17 protein-coding genes are annotated in these 16,140 nt (G+C 64.5%); 7 read left to right on the top strand and 10 right to left on the bottom strand.

Annotation, left to right across the window (positions count from 1 at the left end):
• The first annotated feature begins 14 nt into the window (after positions 1-14).
• From J2R76_RS36950 to J2R76_RS36965, 4 genes are read left to right on the top strand one after another with little or no spacing between them, the layout of a single operon-like run.
• The gene (locus J2R76_RS36950) at positions 15-620 is read left to right on the top strand and encodes a VOC family protein (RefSeq protein WP_076830743.1); all 606 of its coding nucleotides are present in this window, start codon (positions 15-17) and stop codon (positions 618-620) included.
• A 57-nt stretch (positions 621-677) separates the two neighbouring features.
• The gene (locus tag J2R76_RS36955) at positions 678-1,328 is read left to right on the top strand and encodes an isochorismatase family cysteine hydrolase (RefSeq protein WP_253625682.1); all 651 of its coding nucleotides are present in this window, start codon (positions 678-680) and stop codon (positions 1,326-1,328) included.
• Positions 1,325-2,692, top strand: coding sequence for an epoxide hydrolase family protein (locus J2R76_RS36960; protein WP_076830748.1), 1,368 nt, complete (start codon positions 1,325-1,327; stop codon positions 2,690-2,692). Before J2R76_RS36955 ends, J2R76_RS36960 begins: the two co-directional genes overlap by 4 nt.
• A gap of 35 nt (positions 2,693-2,727) precedes the next feature.
• The gene (locus J2R76_RS36965) at positions 2,728-3,021 is read left to right on the top strand and encodes a putative quinol monooxygenase (protein WP_253625683.1); all 294 of its coding nucleotides are present in this window, start codon (positions 2,728-2,730) and stop codon (positions 3,019-3,021) included.
• A gap of 19 nt (positions 3,022-3,040) precedes the next feature.
• Here the strand turns inward: J2R76_RS36965 and J2R76_RS36970 are convergent, their stop codons facing one another.
• The 6 genes from J2R76_RS36970 to J2R76_RS36995 all read right to left on the bottom strand — a co-directional run bounded on the left by J2R76_RS36970 (position 3,041) and on the right by J2R76_RS36995 (position 8,633).
• Positions 3,041-3,229 (bottom strand): hypothetical protein, encoded by a 189-nt coding sequence (locus tag J2R76_RS36970; RefSeq protein ID WP_038386258.1) that lies wholly within the window; start codon positions 3,227-3,229, stop codon positions 3,041-3,043.
• A gap of 107 nt (positions 3,230-3,336) precedes the next feature.
• Positions 3,337-4,227 (bottom strand): MBL fold metallo-hydrolase, encoded by an 891-nt coding sequence (locus J2R76_RS36975; protein ID WP_253625684.1) that lies wholly within the window; start codon positions 4,225-4,227, stop codon positions 3,337-3,339.
• A gap of 86 nt (positions 4,228-4,313) precedes the next feature.
• Positions 4,314-5,366 carry a histidinol-phosphate transaminase gene (gene hisC, locus J2R76_RS36980; RefSeq protein ID WP_253625685.1) on the bottom strand — a complete coding sequence of 351 codons (1,053 nt, stop codon included), beginning with the start codon at positions 5,364-5,366 and terminating at the stop codon, positions 4,314-4,316.
• A 103-nt stretch (positions 5,367-5,469) separates the two neighbouring features.
• Entirely contained in the window at positions 5,470-6,324 is an 855-nt protein-coding gene (locus J2R76_RS36985) for a MaoC family dehydratase N-terminal domain-containing protein (protein WP_253625686.1), read from the bottom strand.
• Between the two features lie 27 nt (positions 6,325-6,351).
• Complete coding sequence (locus tag J2R76_RS36990) at positions 6,352-7,452, bottom strand: CaiB/BaiF CoA-transferase family protein (protein ID WP_253625687.1); 1,101 nt, start codon at positions 7,450-7,452, stop codon at positions 6,352-6,354.
• A gap of 11 nt (positions 7,453-7,463) precedes the next feature.
• Positions 7,464-8,633 carry an acyl-CoA dehydrogenase family protein gene (locus J2R76_RS36995; RefSeq protein WP_050386889.1) on the bottom strand — a complete coding sequence of 390 codons (1,170 nt, stop codon included), beginning with the start codon at positions 8,631-8,633 and terminating at the stop codon, positions 7,464-7,466.
• Between the two features lie 152 nt (positions 8,634-8,785).
• On the opposite strand from J2R76_RS36995, the gene J2R76_RS37000 reads away from it, so the two are divergent.
• Positions 8,786-9,709 carry a LysR substrate-binding domain-containing protein gene (locus tag J2R76_RS37000; protein ID WP_028334965.1) on the top strand — a complete coding sequence of 308 codons (924 nt, stop codon included), beginning with the start codon at positions 8,786-8,788 and terminating at the stop codon, positions 9,707-9,709.
• Between the two features lie 111 nt (positions 9,710-9,820).
• Here J2R76_RS37000 and J2R76_RS37005 read toward each other — a convergent pair whose 3' ends face one another.
• Positions 9,821-10,414: a thiamine pyrophosphate-dependent enzyme gene (locus tag J2R76_RS37005; RefSeq protein ID WP_253625688.1), complete on the bottom strand. Its 594-nt coding sequence runs from the start codon at positions 10,412-10,414 to the stop codon at positions 9,821-9,823.
• Positions 10,414-10,974, bottom strand: a complete 561-nt coding sequence (locus tag J2R76_RS37010) for a thiamine pyrophosphate-binding protein (protein WP_156436427.1) — start codon at positions 10,972-10,974, stop codon at positions 10,414-10,416. Before J2R76_RS37010 ends, J2R76_RS37005 begins: the two co-directional genes overlap by 1 nt.
• A gap of 368 nt (positions 10,975-11,342) precedes the next feature.
• On the opposite strand from J2R76_RS37010, the gene J2R76_RS37015 reads away from it, so the two are divergent.
• Together J2R76_RS37015 and J2R76_RS37020 are read left to right on the top strand one after the other, a co-directional pair.
• A complete protein-coding gene (locus J2R76_RS37015; protein ID WP_057019289.1) occupies positions 11,343-13,061 on the top strand; it encodes an adenylate/guanylate cyclase domain-containing protein in 1,719 nt (572 codons plus the stop codon).
• Between the two features lie 179 nt (positions 13,062-13,240).
• Complete coding sequence (locus tag J2R76_RS37020) at positions 13,241-14,194, top strand: ABC transporter substrate-binding protein (RefSeq protein ID WP_057019326.1); 954 nt, start codon at positions 13,241-13,243, stop codon at positions 14,192-14,194.
• A gap of 79 nt (positions 14,195-14,273) precedes the next feature.
• On the opposite strand, the gene J2R76_RS37025 is transcribed toward J2R76_RS37020, so the two are convergent.
• Both J2R76_RS37025 and J2R76_RS37030 read right to left on the bottom strand, forming a co-directional pair.
• Positions 14,274-15,077, bottom strand: coding sequence for an isocitrate lyase/phosphoenolpyruvate mutase family protein (locus tag J2R76_RS37025; protein ID WP_253625689.1), 804 nt, complete (start codon positions 15,075-15,077; stop codon positions 14,274-14,276).
• A 69-nt stretch (positions 15,078-15,146) separates the two neighbouring features.
• Positions 15,147-16,046 carry an alpha/beta fold hydrolase gene (locus J2R76_RS37030; protein ID WP_168858531.1) on the bottom strand — a complete coding sequence of 300 codons (900 nt, stop codon included), beginning with the start codon at positions 16,044-16,046 and terminating at the stop codon, positions 15,147-15,149.
• Positions 16,047-16,140: the final 94 nt, after the last annotated feature.

A 16,140-nucleotide genomic window follows, 5' to 3' on the forward strand; every position in this document is an offset into this window, starting at 1 on the left:
CCAAGGAGTGAGCCATGACCACCGAACCGGGGCCGACGGCGGCCAAAGTCGATTTGAAGCTCGAGGTCGTCGTCATCCCCGTCTCGGATGTCGATCGCGCCAAGCGCTTCTATCAGGACCTGGGCTGGCGGCTTGATGCCGACTTCGTCAGGCCCGACGGCTCGCGCGCCGTGCAGCTAACGCCGCCGGGTTCGCCGACGTCGATCCATCTCGGCTCTGGACCCGCGCTGCCGCGCTTCCTGATCGTCAATGATATCGAAGCGGCGCGCGCCGAGCTGATCGCGCGTGGCGCCGATGTCAGCGAGGTGTTTCACCGCGGCGCGGAAGGCCGCATCAAGGGGCCGGACCCGGAGCGGCCGAGTTACGGGTCGCTCGCCACGTTCAACGATCCCGACGGAAACGTCTGGCTGCTGCAGCAGGTGACGCAACGCCTGCCCGGGCGATTCGACGGCAACAGTACGAATTTCTCCTCATCGGCTGATCTTGCTGCCGCGCTGCGCCGCGCGGCTATGGCCCATGGCGAGCACGAGAAGCGAACCGGCGGCCACGATGCGAACTGGCCCGATTGGTACGCCGAGTACATGGTCCGCGAACAAGCCGGCAAGCCGCTGCCCGAGTGAACGGAGCTCGTCATTGAAGCAAATCCAACCGGCCGCCTGATAGCCAAGGAGCGATCGATGTCCCAGATCACCTATCCACGCGAGCGGACCGCGCTGCTCCTCGTCGATCCTTACAATGATTTCCTCTCTGAGGGCGGCATGGTCTTTCCGCGCATCAAGCCTATCGCCGACGAGGTCGGGCTGCTCGACAATCTGCGCCAGCTCGACGGCGCGGTCCGGGCCGCCGGCATCCAGGTGGTGTTCGTCCCGCACCGTCGCTGGGAGCCGGGCGATTATGAGGATTGGGATCATCCCAATCCGACTCAACGCTTGATCATGCAGCGCCATAGCTTTGCGCGCGGCGAATGGGGCGGGGAATGGCATCCGGACCTTGCGCCCAAGCCTGGCGACCTGATCGCCCAAGAGCATTGGGGGCAGAGCGGGTTCGCCAACACCAATCTCGATTTCCTGCTGGAGCAGAAGGGCGTCACGCATGTGATCGTGGTCGGGCTGCTGGCCAACACCTGCATCGAATCGACCGCCCGCTTCGCAATGGAGCTCGGCTACCACGTGACGCTGGTGCGCGATGCCACCGCCGCCTTCTCGCACGACATGATGCACGCCGCTCACGAGCTGAATGGCGCGACCTACGCCCATTCCATCCTGACAACCAAGGAGGTGATCGCGGCGTTGCCGGCGGCCTCTCATTCCAAGGAGACTGTCAAATGAGCGCGCCATCGAAGACGCCCGTTGCAATTGCGATAAGCCAATCGACCCAGGAAGCGATCGACCAGGACCGGCGCAGGCTGCTGACGGGCGCGGCGTTGGGCCTGGCTGCTGCCGGTGCTGCCAGCCTGTTCCCCGCGCATCCCGCCGCAGCGGCCACCAGCGATGCGATCCGCCCGTTCCGCGTCGACATTCCCGAGGAAGACCTTGTCGATCTTCGCCGCCGTTTGGCCGCAACCCGATGGTCCGACAAGGAAACCGTCAATGACGACTCCCAGGGCGTCCCGCAGGCGATGCTGCGCGATCTCGTCCGCTACTGGCAGACCGACTACGACTGGCGGAAGGTGGAGGCGCGGCTCAACGCCCTGCCGCAGTTCATCACCGAAATCGACGGGGTTGACATTCACTTCATTCACGTCCGCTCGAAACATGACAATGCGCTGCCGCTGATCGTCACGCATGGCTGGCCGGGTTCGGTCATCGAGCAGATGAAGATCATCGACCCGCTGACCAATCCCACCGCGCATGGCGGCAGTGCGTCGGACGCGTTCCATCTCGTGATCCCGTCGATGCCGGGCTACGGCTTCTCCGGCAAGCCGACCACGGTCGGCTGGGATCCCCAGCGCATCGCACGGGCCTGGGTGCAATTGATGAAACGGCTCGGTTACAGCAAGTTCGTGGCGCAGGGCGGTGACTGGGGTTCGCCGGTCTCCAATGAGATGGCCAAGCTTGGTGCGCCGGAGCTGCTCGGCATCCACGTCAATCTGCCCGGTGTCGTTCCGCCCGAGGTCTTCAAGGCGGTCATCACCGGCGGCCCTGCGCCGGACAATATGTCGGCGGAGGAGCAGCACGCCTTCGACCAGATCAAGCTTCAATTCGCGAAACGGCGGGCCTACGCGCAGATCATGGGCACGCGCCCGCAGACGCTTGCGGCCTTTGCGGATTCGCCGGCCGGCCTCGCCGCCTGGCTGCTCGATCACGGCGACGGCTATGCCCAGCCGGCCTCCGCGATGCAATCAGCTGTGCTCGGGCGCGAGGTCAACGGGCATTCCGCCGGCGCACTGACCCGCGACGACGTGCTCGACAACATCACGCTCTACTGGCTGACCAACACGGCGATCTCTTCGGGCCGCCTGTACTGGGAAAACAAGACCAACCTTTATCTGCCTGCCAATGTCGCGATCCCCGCCGCGGTGACCGCATTTCCCGGCGAGAGCTTCGTGGCGCCGCGGAGCTGGGCGGAGAAGGCCTATCACAAGCTGATCTACTTCCATCAGGCTGAAGCCGGCGGCCACTTCGCCGCATGGGAGCAGCCCGACATCTTCAGCAGGGAAATTCGCGACGCGTTTCGGCCGCTCCGCAGCTGATCTGAACGTGCACAAGAACCGAAGACGGATTCGTCATGTCGAAACTTGCACTGATCGCCACCGTCGAGGTGGCGCCGGAGAAGCGGGAGCAGGCGCTGTCGCTGCTGTCAGCGCATGGCGCCCGGTCGCTCAGGGATGAACCGGTCACACTGAATTTTGAGATCCTGGTGCCGCGCGAGGATGCCGCCAAGCTCTTGATCTACGAGGTCTATCAGGATGACGCCGCGTTCGAGGCGCACCGCAATGCGCGGTCGATCGCGCAGTTCCGCGAGGAGAGCGCAGGGCTCGGCATCAAGATATCAGCGATGCGGTGCACGCCTGCCGCCTAGGGAGCTGCCGCGAGCGGCGTTACGCCTTGAGGCAGGCGCCGCGCTCGGACAAAACCTTCTCGGCCTTCGGCGTCAGCTCGTAGAGGTCGCCGTCCTTGGCGACGTATCCCTCCCTGATGAGCCGGTCGACTTCGCCTTGCACGTCGTCAGCGAAGGCAATGGATTGGGCGATGTCGCAGAGAACCGCGACCTGTTCATCTCTAAGCATGGCGTCCTCCGTCAGGGCGGGGAACGCGCAAGCCGGCATTCGGTTCCAAGGGGCCGGATGATACACCCGGCTTTCACCCGGTGAGCTGTGGCTCCGGGTGTTGCATCTTACCCATGCCGCGCATCGAGTACCGGCGCGTAGCCACCGCCGTCCCGACGAACATGAGCACAGCGCGGGCCGCGGAAGTGGGCGGGTATGACGAGGCGGCCGCTGTCCGCAGCCTCTTCCAGGATCTTCGTCCTCGTCTCGCGCGCGAGCTGCGGGTCGGCACAGGATGATGTCGACAGATCGGGCTGGAAGATCTGCACCGGATTGTGCACGGCATCGCCGCAAAAGATCGCGCGATGTTGTGCGTAGTCTACCATCAGCCCCATCTGGCCGCTGGTGTGGCCCGGCAGCGGGACCAGCCGCAGGCCCGGTCCCAACTGATGGCCATCGTCGACCAGATCGACACGGCCTGCCTCGACGATCGGGATGACGCTCTGCTCCAGGGCGCGGGCGTGGATCGGCGGGGCACGCCCGGCATCATGCTGTGTCATCCAGTCGGCAAGCTCGCGGCGGCCGAACAGATACCGCGCGTTAGGAAAGGTCGGCTGCCAGCGGCCGTTGTCCTGGCGCGTATTCCAGCCGACGTGATCGACATGCAGATGGGTGCAGAATACGACGTCGATGCCGGCCGGGTCGATGCCGCTCGCGCGCAGCCGATCAAGGAAGCCGCTGCCGCGCCGCCGATGCCAGGCCGGAATCTCGGGGATGTCCTTGTGCTCGCCGATGCAAGCGTCGATCAGCAGCGTTCGGCCGCCGGTTCGCACCACAAAACTCTGGATCGCGTGTTTCGCGAGCCCGCGGGCGAGGTCGATGAACACCGGCTCCAGCGTGGCACGATGCGCTTCGATCAAGCCGCGATCGTATCCGGGCAGGAATTCGGCGAGCGGAAGGCCGAAATCGTCGTCGTCGACGATGACGTCGACGGTTGCGTCGCCGATCGCAAATCGCATGACCGCTCCTTCCCGGAGAACCGTGCATCCCAACGCGCGGTCACTATGCAGGGTGGCGCCGTCGATCGCAAGTTGGTGAACGGCTATCAGACCATGCCGCGCAGCAGGCCGATCAGGCGGCCGCACTCATCGTCGGTGCCGACCGTGATGCGCAAAAAGTCCTCGATCCGCGGCTTTTGAAAATGCCGCACCAGCACGCCGCGCTCGCGCAACCTCGCGGCGAGATCGGCGCCGCGATGGCTGGGATGGCGGGCGAACACGAAATTCGCCTGCGACGGCAGCACCTCGAACCCCAGCTCAATGAGGCTGCGGATCAGCGCCTCTCTGCTCCTGATGATGCGTTGCCGCGTCTCCTCGAACCACGCCTCGTCCTCGATGGCGGCGACCGCGCCGGCGATCGCGAAGCAGTCCAGCGGATAGGAGTTGAAGCTGTCCTTGACGCGCTCCAGCGCCTCGATCAGCGGGCGTTGGCCGATGGCGAAGCCGACGCGCAAGCCGGCCAGCGCGCGCGATTTGGAGAGCGTCTGGATGACGAGCAGATTGTCGCGGCGCGCGACCAGCGGCACGGCGCTCTCGGCGCCGAAGTCGACATAGGCCTCGTCGACCACCACGAGCCGGTCGGGATGCTCGGCGAGCAGCGCCTCGATCGCGGCGCGCGGCAGCGCGGTGCCGGTCGGTGCGTTGGGGTTGCACAGCAGGATTGCGCTGCCGGGCCGCCGGTAGTCGGCAAGCTGCACGCGCATCGCGCCGTCGAGCGGCACTTGCTCGCAGCTGACGCCATAGAGGCGGCAATAGACCGGGTAGAAGCTGTAGGTGATGTCGGGAAACAGCAGCGGCGCGTCGTGCTTCAGCAGCGCCGGGAAAGCGTGGGCCAGCACCTCGTCCGAGCCATTGCCGACGAACACCTCGCCCGCCGTGACGCCGTAACGCCTCGCGATCGCCTCGCGCAGCGCGGTTGCGCGCGGATCAGGGTAGAGCCGCAGGCGATCCGTGGTCGCTGTGATCGCCGCCACCGCGCGTGGCGACGGCGGGTAGGGATTTTCATTGGTATTGAGCTTGATGAGGCCGTCGATCTTCGGCTGCTCGCCGGGCACGTATGGCGACAGATTGTGGACGACCGAACTCCAGAAGCGACTCATGATCTGCGACCCAGGATTGAACGCGATCACAATAAGGAATACGAGGCGCTGATGAAAGCGCCTCTTTATTCCCTCGCATCATGACGCGCGTCGTGCTCGCGCGTTACCAGGTCGCCGTGCCCTTCATGGTCGGCTGGCCCTCGGCATTCGCGGTCCACAGCTCCAAGCCGCCGTCCTTGTCGCTGGCATTGATCGAGAACTCGCTGCCCTCGAACAGCGGCTGCACGCCGCGATAGGCGAGCTTCTTCGGCGGCTTGCCGCCGCGCAGCTTGGCGGCGAACTCGACGATGAAGGAAGCCTGCAGCGGGCCGTGGAAGATCAGGCCAGGATAGCCCTCGACCTTGGTGACGTAGTCGCGGTCGTAATGAATGCGATGGCCGTTGAAAGTCAGCGCCGAGTAGCGGAACAAGAGCACCGGGTCGGAGACGTGACTCTCGCGATGCTGAGGGACCGGCGGAGGCGGCGGCGCCTTGGCGGGCGCAGCGCCCTGCGTGCTCGTCATCTCGCGATAGACGATGTCCTGCCGCTCGCGCACCGCAAGCCCGCGCGAGGTCGTCACCTCGTGATTGACCGAGACGAAGCACAGCGTGCCGGTCGAGCCCGATTTGACCGTGACGTCGACGATCTTCGAGGTGCGTTTGGCCTCATCGCCGATGCGCAAGCTGTCGAAGAATTCGAGCTCGCCGCCGGCCCACATCCGGCGCGGCAGCGGCACCGGCGGCAGGAAGCCGCCGCGGGTCGGGTGGCCGTCGGGGCCGAGCTGCGACATCGGAAACACCGGCTGCGCCAGGCACCAATGCGTGGTCCACGGCGCGGCGTCACCGGCCTTCGGCTCGCCGATCTCCTGGAACAGCGTCGCGCGCAGCCCCATCACGAGATATTTGGTGACGACGTCGGAGGCCTCCGTGGTCTTGCCGATCCATTGGCGGAGATGATCGAGGTTGAGTTTGTCGCTCATGATTGTGTTGCCCGGGCAGGAGGGATTTCAGGAACGTCTGCTGCGCTCGCCGATCGCGGGCACCTTGCCGTAGTGCCTGTCCTCGCCGACCACGATCGCGGCCGGCGCCGGATAGCTGACCTTGCCGTTCGGCGTGTCGACCTCAATGCGGCGCAGATGCGGATGTTTCGCGAGGTCGTCCATGCTGTTGACCTCGGCAAAGGCAATGTCGGCCTCGGCGAGCTTCGCCAGCAATTCCTCGCGCGTCAATTTGCCGAAGCTGTCGCTGACGATTCCGTCGGTCAGCACCCGGTTGCGCACGCGCTCGACCATATTGGCAAAGCGCGGATCGTCGGGCAGGCCGGGCTGGCCCAGCACCTTGGCGCACAGCGTCTTCCACTCGCGCTCGCTCTGGATCGAGATCAGGATCTCCTTGCCGTCCTTCGAGCGGAACACGCCATAGGGCGCGATCGAGGGATGGGCGAGGCCGATCCGCTTCGGCGACTTGCCGTCCTCGGCATTGAGCAGCGGCACGGTGAGCCAGTCGGCCATCACGTCGAACATCGAGATCCGGATGTCGGCACCGTCTCCGGTGCGACCGCGGCCGATCAGCGCCTCGAGGATCGCGGCATGCGCGGTGGCGCCGGTTGCGACGTCGACGATCGACATGCCGACGCGCGAGGCGCCTTCCGGGCCGCCGGTGATCGAGGCAAGGCCGCTTTCGGCCTGGATCAGGAGGTCATAGGCCTTGCGGTCGGCATAGGGGCCAGTGTCGCCATAGCCCGTGATCGTGCACATGATCAGCTTCGGATAATCCTTGCGCAGCCGCTCGCGCGAGAAGCCGAGCTTGTCCATCGAGCCCGGTTTGAGGTTCTGCAGCAGCACGTCGGCACCGGCGATCAGCTCTTCCAGCTGCGCGCGGCCTTCCTTGGTGGCGAGGTCGACCACGGCGGAATCCTTGCCGCGGTTGAGCCAGACGAAATAGCTGCTCTGGCCCTTCGCCGCGGCGTCGTAGCCGCGGGCGAAATCGCCCTCGGGCCGCTCGATCTTGATGACATGGGCGCCGGCGTCGGCGAGGCGTGACGAGCAGAACGGCGCGGCAACCGCCTGTTCGACGGCGATGACGGTCAATCCCTCAAGCGGCAGCATGATCAAGCAACTCAGTAGGAGCGGGGCATGCCGAGCACGTGCTCGGCGACGTAGGACAGGATCAGATTGGTCGAGATCGGCGCCACCTGATAGAGCCGGGTCTCGCGGAACTTGCGCTCGACGTCGTATTCCTCGGCAAAGCCGAAGCCGCCATGGGTCTGCACGCAGGCGTTGGCCGCTTCCCAGGACGCGTCGGCCGCCAGCATCTTGGCCATGTTGGCCTCGGCGCCGCAATCGAGACCGGCTTCATATTTGCGGGTGGCTTCCTTCACCATCAATTCGGCGGCGCGCATCGAGGCATAGGCCTTGGCGACCGGGAACTGGATTCCCTGGTTCTGGCCGATCGGCCGCCCGAACACGCTGCGCTCCTTGGCGTAGTTGGTGGCCTTGGCGATGAACCACTTGGCGTCACCGACGCATTCGGCGGCGATCAGGATGCGCTCGGCATTCATGCCGGACAGGATGTAGCGAAAACCCTTGCCTTCCTCGCCGATCAGATTCTCCGCAGGCACCTTCATGTCGGTGAAGAACACTTCGGTCGTGGCGTGGTTCATCATGGTGCGGATCGGGCGGATCTCCAGCCCCTTGCCCTTCACCTCTCGCATATCGACGATGAACACCGAGAGACCGTCGGTGCGCTTCTTCGACTGCTCCTTCGGCGTGGTGCGCGCCAGCAGGACCATCAGGTCGGAATATTCGGCGCGGCTGGTCCAGATCTTCTGGCCGTTGACGACGTAATGGTCGCCCTCGCGGCGCGCGAAGGTTTTCAGCGACGAGGTATCGGTGCCGCTGGTCGGCTCGGTGACGCCGAACGCCTGCAGCCGCAACTCGCCGGTCGCGACCTTCGGCAGATACTTCGCCTTTTGCGCGTCATTGCCGTGCCGCAGCACGGTGCCCATCGTGTACATCTGAGCGTGGCAGCCGCCACCATTGCAGCCGGCGCGCTGGATCTCTTCCAGGATCGCCGCCGCCGCCGACAGCTTCAGGCCCGCGCCGCCATATTCCTCGGGGATCAAGACCGAGAGATAGCCGGCCTCCGTCAGCGCATCGACGAATTCCTTCGGATAGGCCATCTGGCGATCGAGCTTGCGCCAGTATTCGCCTGGAAACTGCGCGCAGAGTTTTGCCACCGCGTCGCGGATGTCGGAATGGTCGTCGATGTGTTGATCGTGTGCGGTCATTGTTTCGTCTTGCCGAGAGGTTGCGCCAGAGCGTGTTCGAGCGAAGCGGAAATCGGTTCGCGTGAAGAAAACGCCCGCTGTTGTGGGGCCCCGGTAAACTCCCTATGCTGTTTTGTTATAGCGTATGAACCTGCCTTCCAGGATTGGCAAGCATGGATTTCCGCCAGCTTAGGACCTTTGCTTGCGTCGCGGAACTCGGGAGCCTGAGCAAGGCATCCGATACCTTGCGGGTCGCGCAGCCGGCGCTGAGCCGGCAGATCAAGCTGCTGGAACACGAGCTGCGCACCGAATTGTTCACGCGCAACGGTCGCGGCATGGTGCTGACCGATGCCGGCCGGCTGCTGCTGGCGCGCACCAGCGGTATCGTGCGGCAGATCGACCAGATCCGCGACGACATCCAGTCCGCTGGCGGTGCACCGTCCGGGCGCGTCGTGCTCGGGCTGGTGCCGACGGTGAGTTGCGTGCTGTCGGCGCGGCTGGCGCGGCGCACGGTGGAGCGCTATCCCGGCATCTCCCTCTGCATCGTCGAGAGCTACAGCGGCCATCTGATCGAGTGGCTGCATCGCGGCGAGATGGACCTTGCCGTGATTTACGGCCCGTCGGTCGATCTGCATCTGGCGGTGCAGAGCCTCGGCCGCGACAGCATCGTCGCGGTCGGCCCGCGCGGCAGCGGGCTGAAGCCGAAGAAGCAAGTCGACTTCGGCTGGCTGATGCGCCAGCGCCTGGTGCTGCCAAGTCATTCGCACGGCCTCCGTGCGCTGCTCGAACATGCCGCGGCGAAGAAGAAGATCGATCTCGACGTCAAGCTCGAGGCAGATTCGTTCCGCGTGCTGACCAGCCTGGTCGAGGAGGGGCTCGGATATACCCTGCTGCCGCCGTCCTCGGTACGCGCCGAGGTGGCGGAGGGTCGGCTCGAGACCGCCGCCATCGCGCGGCCGGCGCCGCGGCGCGAGCTGACCCTGGCCTCGCCGGTCGAGCATCCCGGCTCCAACGCGATGACGCTGATCGCGAAGCTGTTACGCGATGAGGTCGCCGCGCTGCGCGCCGAGGGGCTCTGGGATATCCAGCTCGCCTGAGTTCCGTCATTGCGAGGAGCGATAGCGACGAAGCAATCCATCCGTCCGCGAATGCTGCGCGATGGATTGCTTCGCTTCGCTCGCAATGACTGGGTCGCACGCATTCTGCTCTCAGCTCACCTTGAAGCCGAGATGGCCGCGGAAGCGGTTCTTCAGGTAGGTGCCGTCGCGCGGCGGCAGCGCGCGCTCGACTTCGCCGGCGGCGATGCGAATGCGCGCCAGCCGCGGGCCGCCGCCGAGATCGCGCAGGCTGTTGCGGAATTTCTCAATACCGGCCATGTCGGCGATCTCACAGACATTGCCGATGCCCGCGCCATCAGCGATCACCTCGAGCCTGGCGCCGAGGCCGGAGTGACTCGGCTGCATGCCCGTCTCGCCGAAATGGCCGTTGTCGAGCACCGCGATCGAGAGATTGCCGGGCTGCTTGGTCGCGATCGTCAGCAGGCTGCCGATCCCCATTAGCTGCTCGCCGTCGCCGGTGACGACCAGTACCGGGCGCTTCGGCTGCGCCAGCGCGAGGCCGAGCCCGACCATCGCGGCGCCGCCCATCGCGCCCCACAGATAGAAATTGCCGGGATGCTCGCCGGCGTCGAACGCGTCGTAGGAGGAGGAGCCGAGCCCGGAGATCACGAGCAGATCGCCGCGGTCGGCGAGCAGCGCCTTCACGGCGGCGCGGCGATCGAGAGTGCCTGTTGATGCCGACATCAGTGCGTCTCCCTGGTCCACTTCTTGCGGCCGATCATCCGCTGCGAGATCAGCACCGCGACCTGCTGGTCGCCGTCATAGGCGAGCGAGGCGGCGGCCGAGATCACCTCCTCGGCATCATCGGGGTTCTCCAGCCGCAGCACGGTGGTGCCCATGATCTCGAACGCCTGCGGCGTCGCCCGGCCCATCGGGATCTGCCAGGGATTGAATTCGGCCCATTCGCCGCGCATCGTCACCAAGGTGAGCAGCGGGAAACGGCAGCTCGCCATCAGCGACAGCATGTTGACGCAATTGCCGACGCCGCTCGATTGCATCAACAGCACCGCGCGATCGCCGCCGAGCCAGGCGCCGGCCGAAAGCGCCACGCCCTCTTCCTCTGTCGTCAGCACCGTGGTCTTGATGTCGGCATCGGCGTGCGACAGCTTGATCAGCTTGGAATGTCCCGCATCGGGAACGTAGGACACCTGTGCCACGCCAAAGCTCTTCAGCGTGCGGTAGATCGCAACCGGCCAGTCCCGGCTGGTCGCGCTGTCCTGGTGAACGGCAATCTGGTCCATCATGGCCTCGGCGGTGGCGTTTTCGAACGAACCGGGTACCGGTTCGCGAAGAAAAACGCGTCAATACAAGGGACGCGCATGGGCGCGTCCTCACACCGCTGGCTTTAAGCCAGGTCAGGGGTTTATTCTCTTCGCATCTGGCTCGCCCAGCTATGCCGGAATTTTATAGGGCCCAAGGTTTTGCAGGGCCGACGCAAGCGAAATGGCGGCCGGAGCCGGCTGCGTCTTTTGGTCGGGTCGAGCAACAGCCCCATTACGGCCTAAGACGATGCTCTATGCTAGAAGATGCCGGTTGGCGGCAGCGCCGGGCTTCATTTTCAAGGCTTCATTTCGCATATCGATATATCCGTCGCATTTTCAGGGATCAGGGCATGATTGTCCGAGATCGGTTTCGCGGCCTCTTCCCAAAGTATTTTCTCGCGCTGTTCCTGGCCGTCGCGCTTCCGCTCGTGATCAACGGGTCGATCGAAGCCTGGTTCGGTTACCGCGATCAGCGCGCAAGGCTGGACCAGTTGCTCGGTGTTCAGGCGGCTTCCGCGGCCGCTGAAATTCATAACTTCATCTCCGACATTGCAAGCCAGCTCGGCTGGCTGGTCCAGCTTCCCTGGACCGACGAGGTCGATGAGGGACGCCGAACCGATGCGTTGCGTCTGTTTCGTCAAGCGCCGGCCGTCGTCAGCCTGACACTCATCGACAACAATGGGTTGGAGCGTCTCTACGTCTCACGGGTCGGCCTCAATCGAATTGAAAGTCGTATCGACCGATCGGCTGAACCTGCGCTGGTCGGCGCCCACGCACGCCAGGTTTGGTTCAGCGATGTCAGCTACAACAGAGGCTCAGAGCCGTATTTGACCATTGCGCTCGTGGGTAACCGATCCGCGGTCGGCGCTGTCATCGCCGAAGTCAATCTCAAGCTGATCTGGGATGTCGTATCGGCGATCAAGGTGGGAGAGACGGGCCTCGCCTTCGTGCTGGACCGGCCGGGCCGTCTCATTGCCCATCCCGACATCAGCCTCGTCCTCCGCGGGCTGGAAGAAACAACCTCCCAGCCGTTTCGCACCATACGCGACGCGATCGGCCCGGGAGCGGGCTTTGCAACGGGCCGCGACGGACAGGGACGTCCGGTTGCTGCCCGCGCGGCTCCGGTGGCGGGTCCCGATTGGACCGTCGTGGTGGCGCAGCCGCTCTCCGAGGCTTACGCCCCGATCTATGCCGCGTTGCGACGGACCACAGTGCTTCTCGCAGGCAGCACCGTATTTGCAGGGCTGCTCGCTTATGCATTCGCGCACCGGATGACCGAGCCGATCAGGCTGCTCGAGGAGGGGACGGAGCGGATCGGCGCCGGATCGTTCGAGCACCGCATTTCGATCCAGACCGGGGACGAATTTCAGCGTCTGGCAAGCAGCTTCAACAGGATGGCCGGCGAGCTCGCGCTGGCGCAGCAGCACCAGGAGCGGATCGCGAAGCTCAAGCGGTTTCTCGCGCCTCAAGTCGCCGATCTCGTCGATCGTGCCGGCGATGACAGCGTGCTGGATGGCCGCCGCACCGACGTCGTCGTTGTGTTCTGTGACTTGCGCGGGTTCACCGCGTTTTCCGCGGGCGTCGCTCCCGAGGAAGTCATGAGCGTGCTGTCCGAATATTATGAGGTTCTGGGCAGGGTCATTGCGCGGTTCGAAGCAACCCTCATCAGCTTCTCGGGAGACGGGTTGATGGTGCTGGTGAACGCACCCGTGCCGGTCGAGGAGCCGGCGCTGAGAGCCGTCGACCTTGCGACCGAAATGCAGAAGCGCGTGCAGGGCTTGATCGGCGGCTGGCGGTCGCGGGGCTACCAGGTTGGCTTTGGAATAGGGCTTGCCAGTGGATCGGCGACGGTTGGGCGGATCGGCTACGAAGACCGGCTCGATTACACGGCCATCGGCAGTGTCGTGAATCTCGCCGCCCGCCTGTGCGCATCTGCCGCAGATCGGGAAATCCTGATGGACGCAGGGACCGCCGCAAGCGTCAGAGGCAAGCGCTCCCTGGAGGATATCGGGAGTCGCCAAATCAAGGGCTTCGATGACGCCATTCCGGTGTTCGGAATATCTTTTTGATGTGTGTTGGCCGATGCCGGCCGGAGCGGTTCGGTGCAGTCCATTGGCGACTGGTTTCGGATCGTGGGATATACTTCCGCCGACGGCGAACGCCAGCGGGTCGATAGAGCATGAGTTGCGCTCATTCTCGTGCAGCAGCATCCCACGGACGCGGCAGCCGGCGTGAGGTCCTGTTGTTGATGGCCGCCGCCGCGGCCTGGACCACATCCTCGCGGGCGCAGAAGCCGTCGATGCCTGTGATCGGCTATCTTTGTCCGGAATCGCCGGAGTTGTTTGGCAGCCGGCTGAAGGCTTTCCACCAGGGACTTCGTGAAGCCGGCTTTGTCGAGGGCCGCGACGTTGCGATCGAATATCGATGGGCCAATGGGCAATATGCCCGGTTACCTGCACTGGCCGGCGAATTGATCGCGCGCGACGTCGATGTGGTGGTTGCGCCCGGCGGCGCCCCCGTCGCGCTTGCCGCCAAAGCTGCCGGCGTCACCAAGACGATCGTTTTCGAGATGGGCGGCGACCCCGTTCAGCTGGGTGTGGTGGACAGCCTGTCGCGGCCGGGAGGCAACATCACGGGAATCTCGAGCCTGAGCGTCGACGTGTCGCCGAAGCGGCTCGAGTTGATGCACGAACTTCTGCCGGCGGCGAAAACGTTGGGGGTCGTGACCAACCCGACAAGTCCAACGGCCAGCTCGCAACTGCAGAAGCTTCAGGCCGCTGCCGAAACTTTGGGGGTCCATCTGCAGATATCGAGGGCAAGCAAGGAAGAGGAGTTTGAAGCCGTATTTGCTTCCGTAGAGAGAGATTCGACAAACGCGCTTGTTTTCACCTCCGATCCCTATTTTGCATTTCGCAGCCGGCGATTGGCCGATCTCGCACTGAAGTATCGTGTTCCCGCAATCACGCAGACCCGGGATTTCCCGACAGCCGGAGGCTTGATGAGCTATGGCGGAGATTTCGTGCAGTCGCATCGACGCGCGGGCGTCTACGCCGGCCGGGTTCTGAAGGGTGAGAAGCCTGCCGATCTTCCGGTTCAGCTGGTCACCAAGGTCGAGTTCGTCATCAACCTGAAGACCGCCAAACTGCTTGGCCACGAGTTCTCTGCTTCAGTCGTCAGCGGCGCAGACGAAGTGATCGAGTGACTCGTTCATGAACCTGGTAGTCCGGCCGGCACGGGCTGAACGGTCCGGCCGGACCGTGACATTGCGTGCGCTCACGTGCTCAACTGCCGGGCTGTAGAAACGCGCCGTATTGCTTGCTCGTGGCGACCGCGGCGGCCGCCTGTCCGATGACACGCATTGCCGCCATCATCGGCCACGGCCCAAGGCTCACCCTGCGAACACCGGCGCGGGCGAGCTCGCCGATTTCGGGCACGCCTTGCGTCACCATGATGTTGACGGGCAGCGGCGTCAGTTGAACGAACCTCTCGATCAGTATGAGGTCGGTGAGCCCCGGTACAAAAATTCCATCAGCGCCGGCATCGGCATAGACCTTCGCACGTCGCGCCGCCTCATCCAGACATTGCTCGGGCGAGCCGAACTTCAGCAGAAACGGATCGGTTCGCGCATTGATGAAGAGGTGAACGCCGAGTCTCTGCGCGGCGTCCCGCACCGCCCTGATCTTCGCGGCATGCTGCTCCGGAGTGGCGAGCTGCCGCTTTGCGCCAACAAGCCCGTCCTCGATATTGATGCCGATCGCGCCGGCCTTCAGGATCCTTGCCGCCGAATGCGCGGCGGCATCCGGCGTGTCGCCATAACCCGCCTCCAGATCGATCGACACCGGAACCGGCACCGACGCGGTCATCCGCGAGACCAAGCCTTCCACGATGTCGAGCGGGGCATTTTCGCCGTCGGCGTAGCCGAGCGCGGATGCGACCGCGCCGCTGCTGGTCGCCACCGCCGGCGAGGCCTTCGCGATCGCCTTGGTGGTGGCGACGTCCCAGGCGTTGAACAGGACGAGCGGATCGCCCTGCTTGTGAAGTCGGTGAAACGCTTCGGCGTAGTGCTGCTGTGTCGTGGCGTCCATTGCGCGCACTCCTGGTCAGAGAATTCGAAGGATGGTGTGGCTGACGCGGCCGCAGGTGGTGGCGTCCGTTCAGTCGGCGGCGTGCGTTGTGAACCAGTCCATGATCAGACCTGTGACCTCGGCCTCACGCTCGAGGTGCGGGAAGTGGCCGACATCGGGCAGGACGATGCGCCGATGTGGTCCCTTGAAGAGCGGCTCTTCCTTGATCGAATACCGCGCCGTCGGATCGTTGCCGCCATAGATTGTCAGCGTCGGTGTATGCATGTCGTTGATCGGTAGCCGGCCCGCAACTCCCGCATCGACCAGGCCATTGTAGTATTTCAGCGCCGCCTTCATGGTGCCGGGAGAGCTGAGCGTCTCCTTGACCGAGCGGAGATGCTCGTCGTTCTGCAGGGTTGGCGACCACAGCTTCCAAAGGTAGTCGACGAAGGGAAGTCCCTCGATGTTGACCGCCGAGTGAGCGCCAGGCACCGTGAAGAAATAGACATGGAAAACCGATCGAACGGCATCGGGATCGCTCCGGAGGCTTGGGATTGTGATCGGGTGCGCGGTGTTCATGACCACCGCGGCCTTGATCGCCGACGGCGCCGTGGCCAGCGCCTGGAAGGTTGACGTACCGCCCCAATCCATGCCGACGACGTAGGCCTGTCCGTCGTCGCTCAGCGCCGCGATCAACGCTTCGAGATCCTGGCCCAGCGCGATCGGATCGAAAATGCCGTCGGCCGGAATCTCCGTCGGCGCATAGCCGCGCAGGAACGGCGCGACCGCGCGATAGCCGGCATCCGCGAACACCTGCAGCTGCTTTCGGTACGACCAGGCATTGTCGGGAAAGCCGTGCATGAACATGACGAGCGGTCCGCTGCCCTGTTCGAGATAGGCAAATCGCACGCCGTTGGCCTGCACGTATTTCAGGGCGGGTTCGCTGCCGGCAGCGTCACGCGTTGCCAGTGCGGTGCTTCGGGTCGTCATCGCTGCTCTCCATTTGTGTCGTCGTTGCGCTCCCGGGCAAATATGTGCGTAGCGCACATATCTGGTCAAGTTGTTTTTTGTGCGCAGCGCACAT

The sequence above is a fragment of the Bradyrhizobium sp. USDA 4532 genome (genome assembly GCF_024171315.1).
In the GTDB taxonomy this organism is placed as follows: Bacteria; Pseudomonadota; Alphaproteobacteria; order Rhizobiales; family Xanthobacteraceae; genus Bradyrhizobium; species Bradyrhizobium australafricanum.

Excerpts from the sequence above, each read along its gene's own strand:
- J2R76_RS36950 (WP_076830743.1), top strand. The coding sequence starts at position 15 with ATGACCACCGAACCGGGGCCGACGGCGGCCAAAGTCGATTTGAAGCTC.
- J2R76_RS36955 (WP_253625682.1), top strand. The coding sequence starts at position 678 with ATGTCCCAGATCACCTATCCACGCGAGCGGACCGCGCTGCTCCTCGTC.
- J2R76_RS36960 (WP_076830748.1), top strand. The coding sequence starts at position 1,325 with ATGAGCGCGCCATCGAAGACGCCCGTTGCAATTGCGATAAGCCAATCG.
- J2R76_RS36965 (WP_253625683.1), top strand. The coding sequence starts at position 2,728 with ATGTCGAAACTTGCACTGATCGCCACCGTCGAGGTGGCGCCGGAGAAG.
- J2R76_RS36970 (WP_038386258.1), bottom strand. The coding sequence starts at position 3,229 with ATGCTTAGAGATGAACAGGTCGCGGTTCTCTGCGACATCGCCCAATCC.
- J2R76_RS36975 (WP_253625684.1), bottom strand. The coding sequence starts at position 4,227 with ATGCGATTTGCGATCGGCGACGCAACCGTCGACGTCATCGTCGACGAC.
- hisC (WP_253625685.1), bottom strand. The coding sequence starts at position 5,366 with ATGAGTCGCTTCTGGAGTTCGGTCGTCCACAATCTGTCGCCATACGTG.
- J2R76_RS36985 (WP_253625686.1), bottom strand. The coding sequence starts at position 6,324 with ATGAGCGACAAACTCAACCTCGATCATCTCCGCCAATGGATCGGCAAG.
- J2R76_RS36990 (WP_253625687.1), bottom strand. The coding sequence starts at position 7,452 with ATGCTGCCGCTTGAGGGATTGACCGTCATCGCCGTCGAACAGGCGGTT.
- J2R76_RS36995 (WP_050386889.1), bottom strand. The coding sequence starts at position 8,633 with ATGACCGCACACGATCAACACATCGACGACCATTCCGACATCCGCGAC.
- J2R76_RS37000 (WP_028334965.1), top strand. The coding sequence starts at position 8,786 with ATGGATTTCCGCCAGCTTAGGACCTTTGCTTGCGTCGCGGAACTCGGG.
- J2R76_RS37005 (WP_253625688.1), bottom strand. The coding sequence starts at position 10,414 with ATGTCGGCATCAACAGGCACTCTCGATCGCCGCGCCGCCGTGAAGGCG.
- J2R76_RS37010 (WP_156436427.1), bottom strand. The coding sequence starts at position 10,974 with ATGATGGACCAGATTGCCGTTCACCAGGACAGCGCGACCAGCCGGGAC.
- J2R76_RS37015 (WP_057019289.1), top strand. The coding sequence starts at position 11,343 with ATGATTGTCCGAGATCGGTTTCGCGGCCTCTTCCCAAAGTATTTTCTC.
- J2R76_RS37020 (WP_057019326.1), top strand. The coding sequence starts at position 13,241 with ATGGCCGCCGCCGCGGCCTGGACCACATCCTCGCGGGCGCAGAAGCCG.
- J2R76_RS37025 (WP_253625689.1), bottom strand. The coding sequence starts at position 15,077 with ATGGACGCCACGACACAGCAGCACTACGCCGAAGCGTTTCACCGACTT.
- J2R76_RS37030 (WP_168858531.1), bottom strand. The coding sequence starts at position 16,046 with ATGACGACCCGAAGCACCGCACTGGCAACGCGTGACGCTGCCGGCAGC.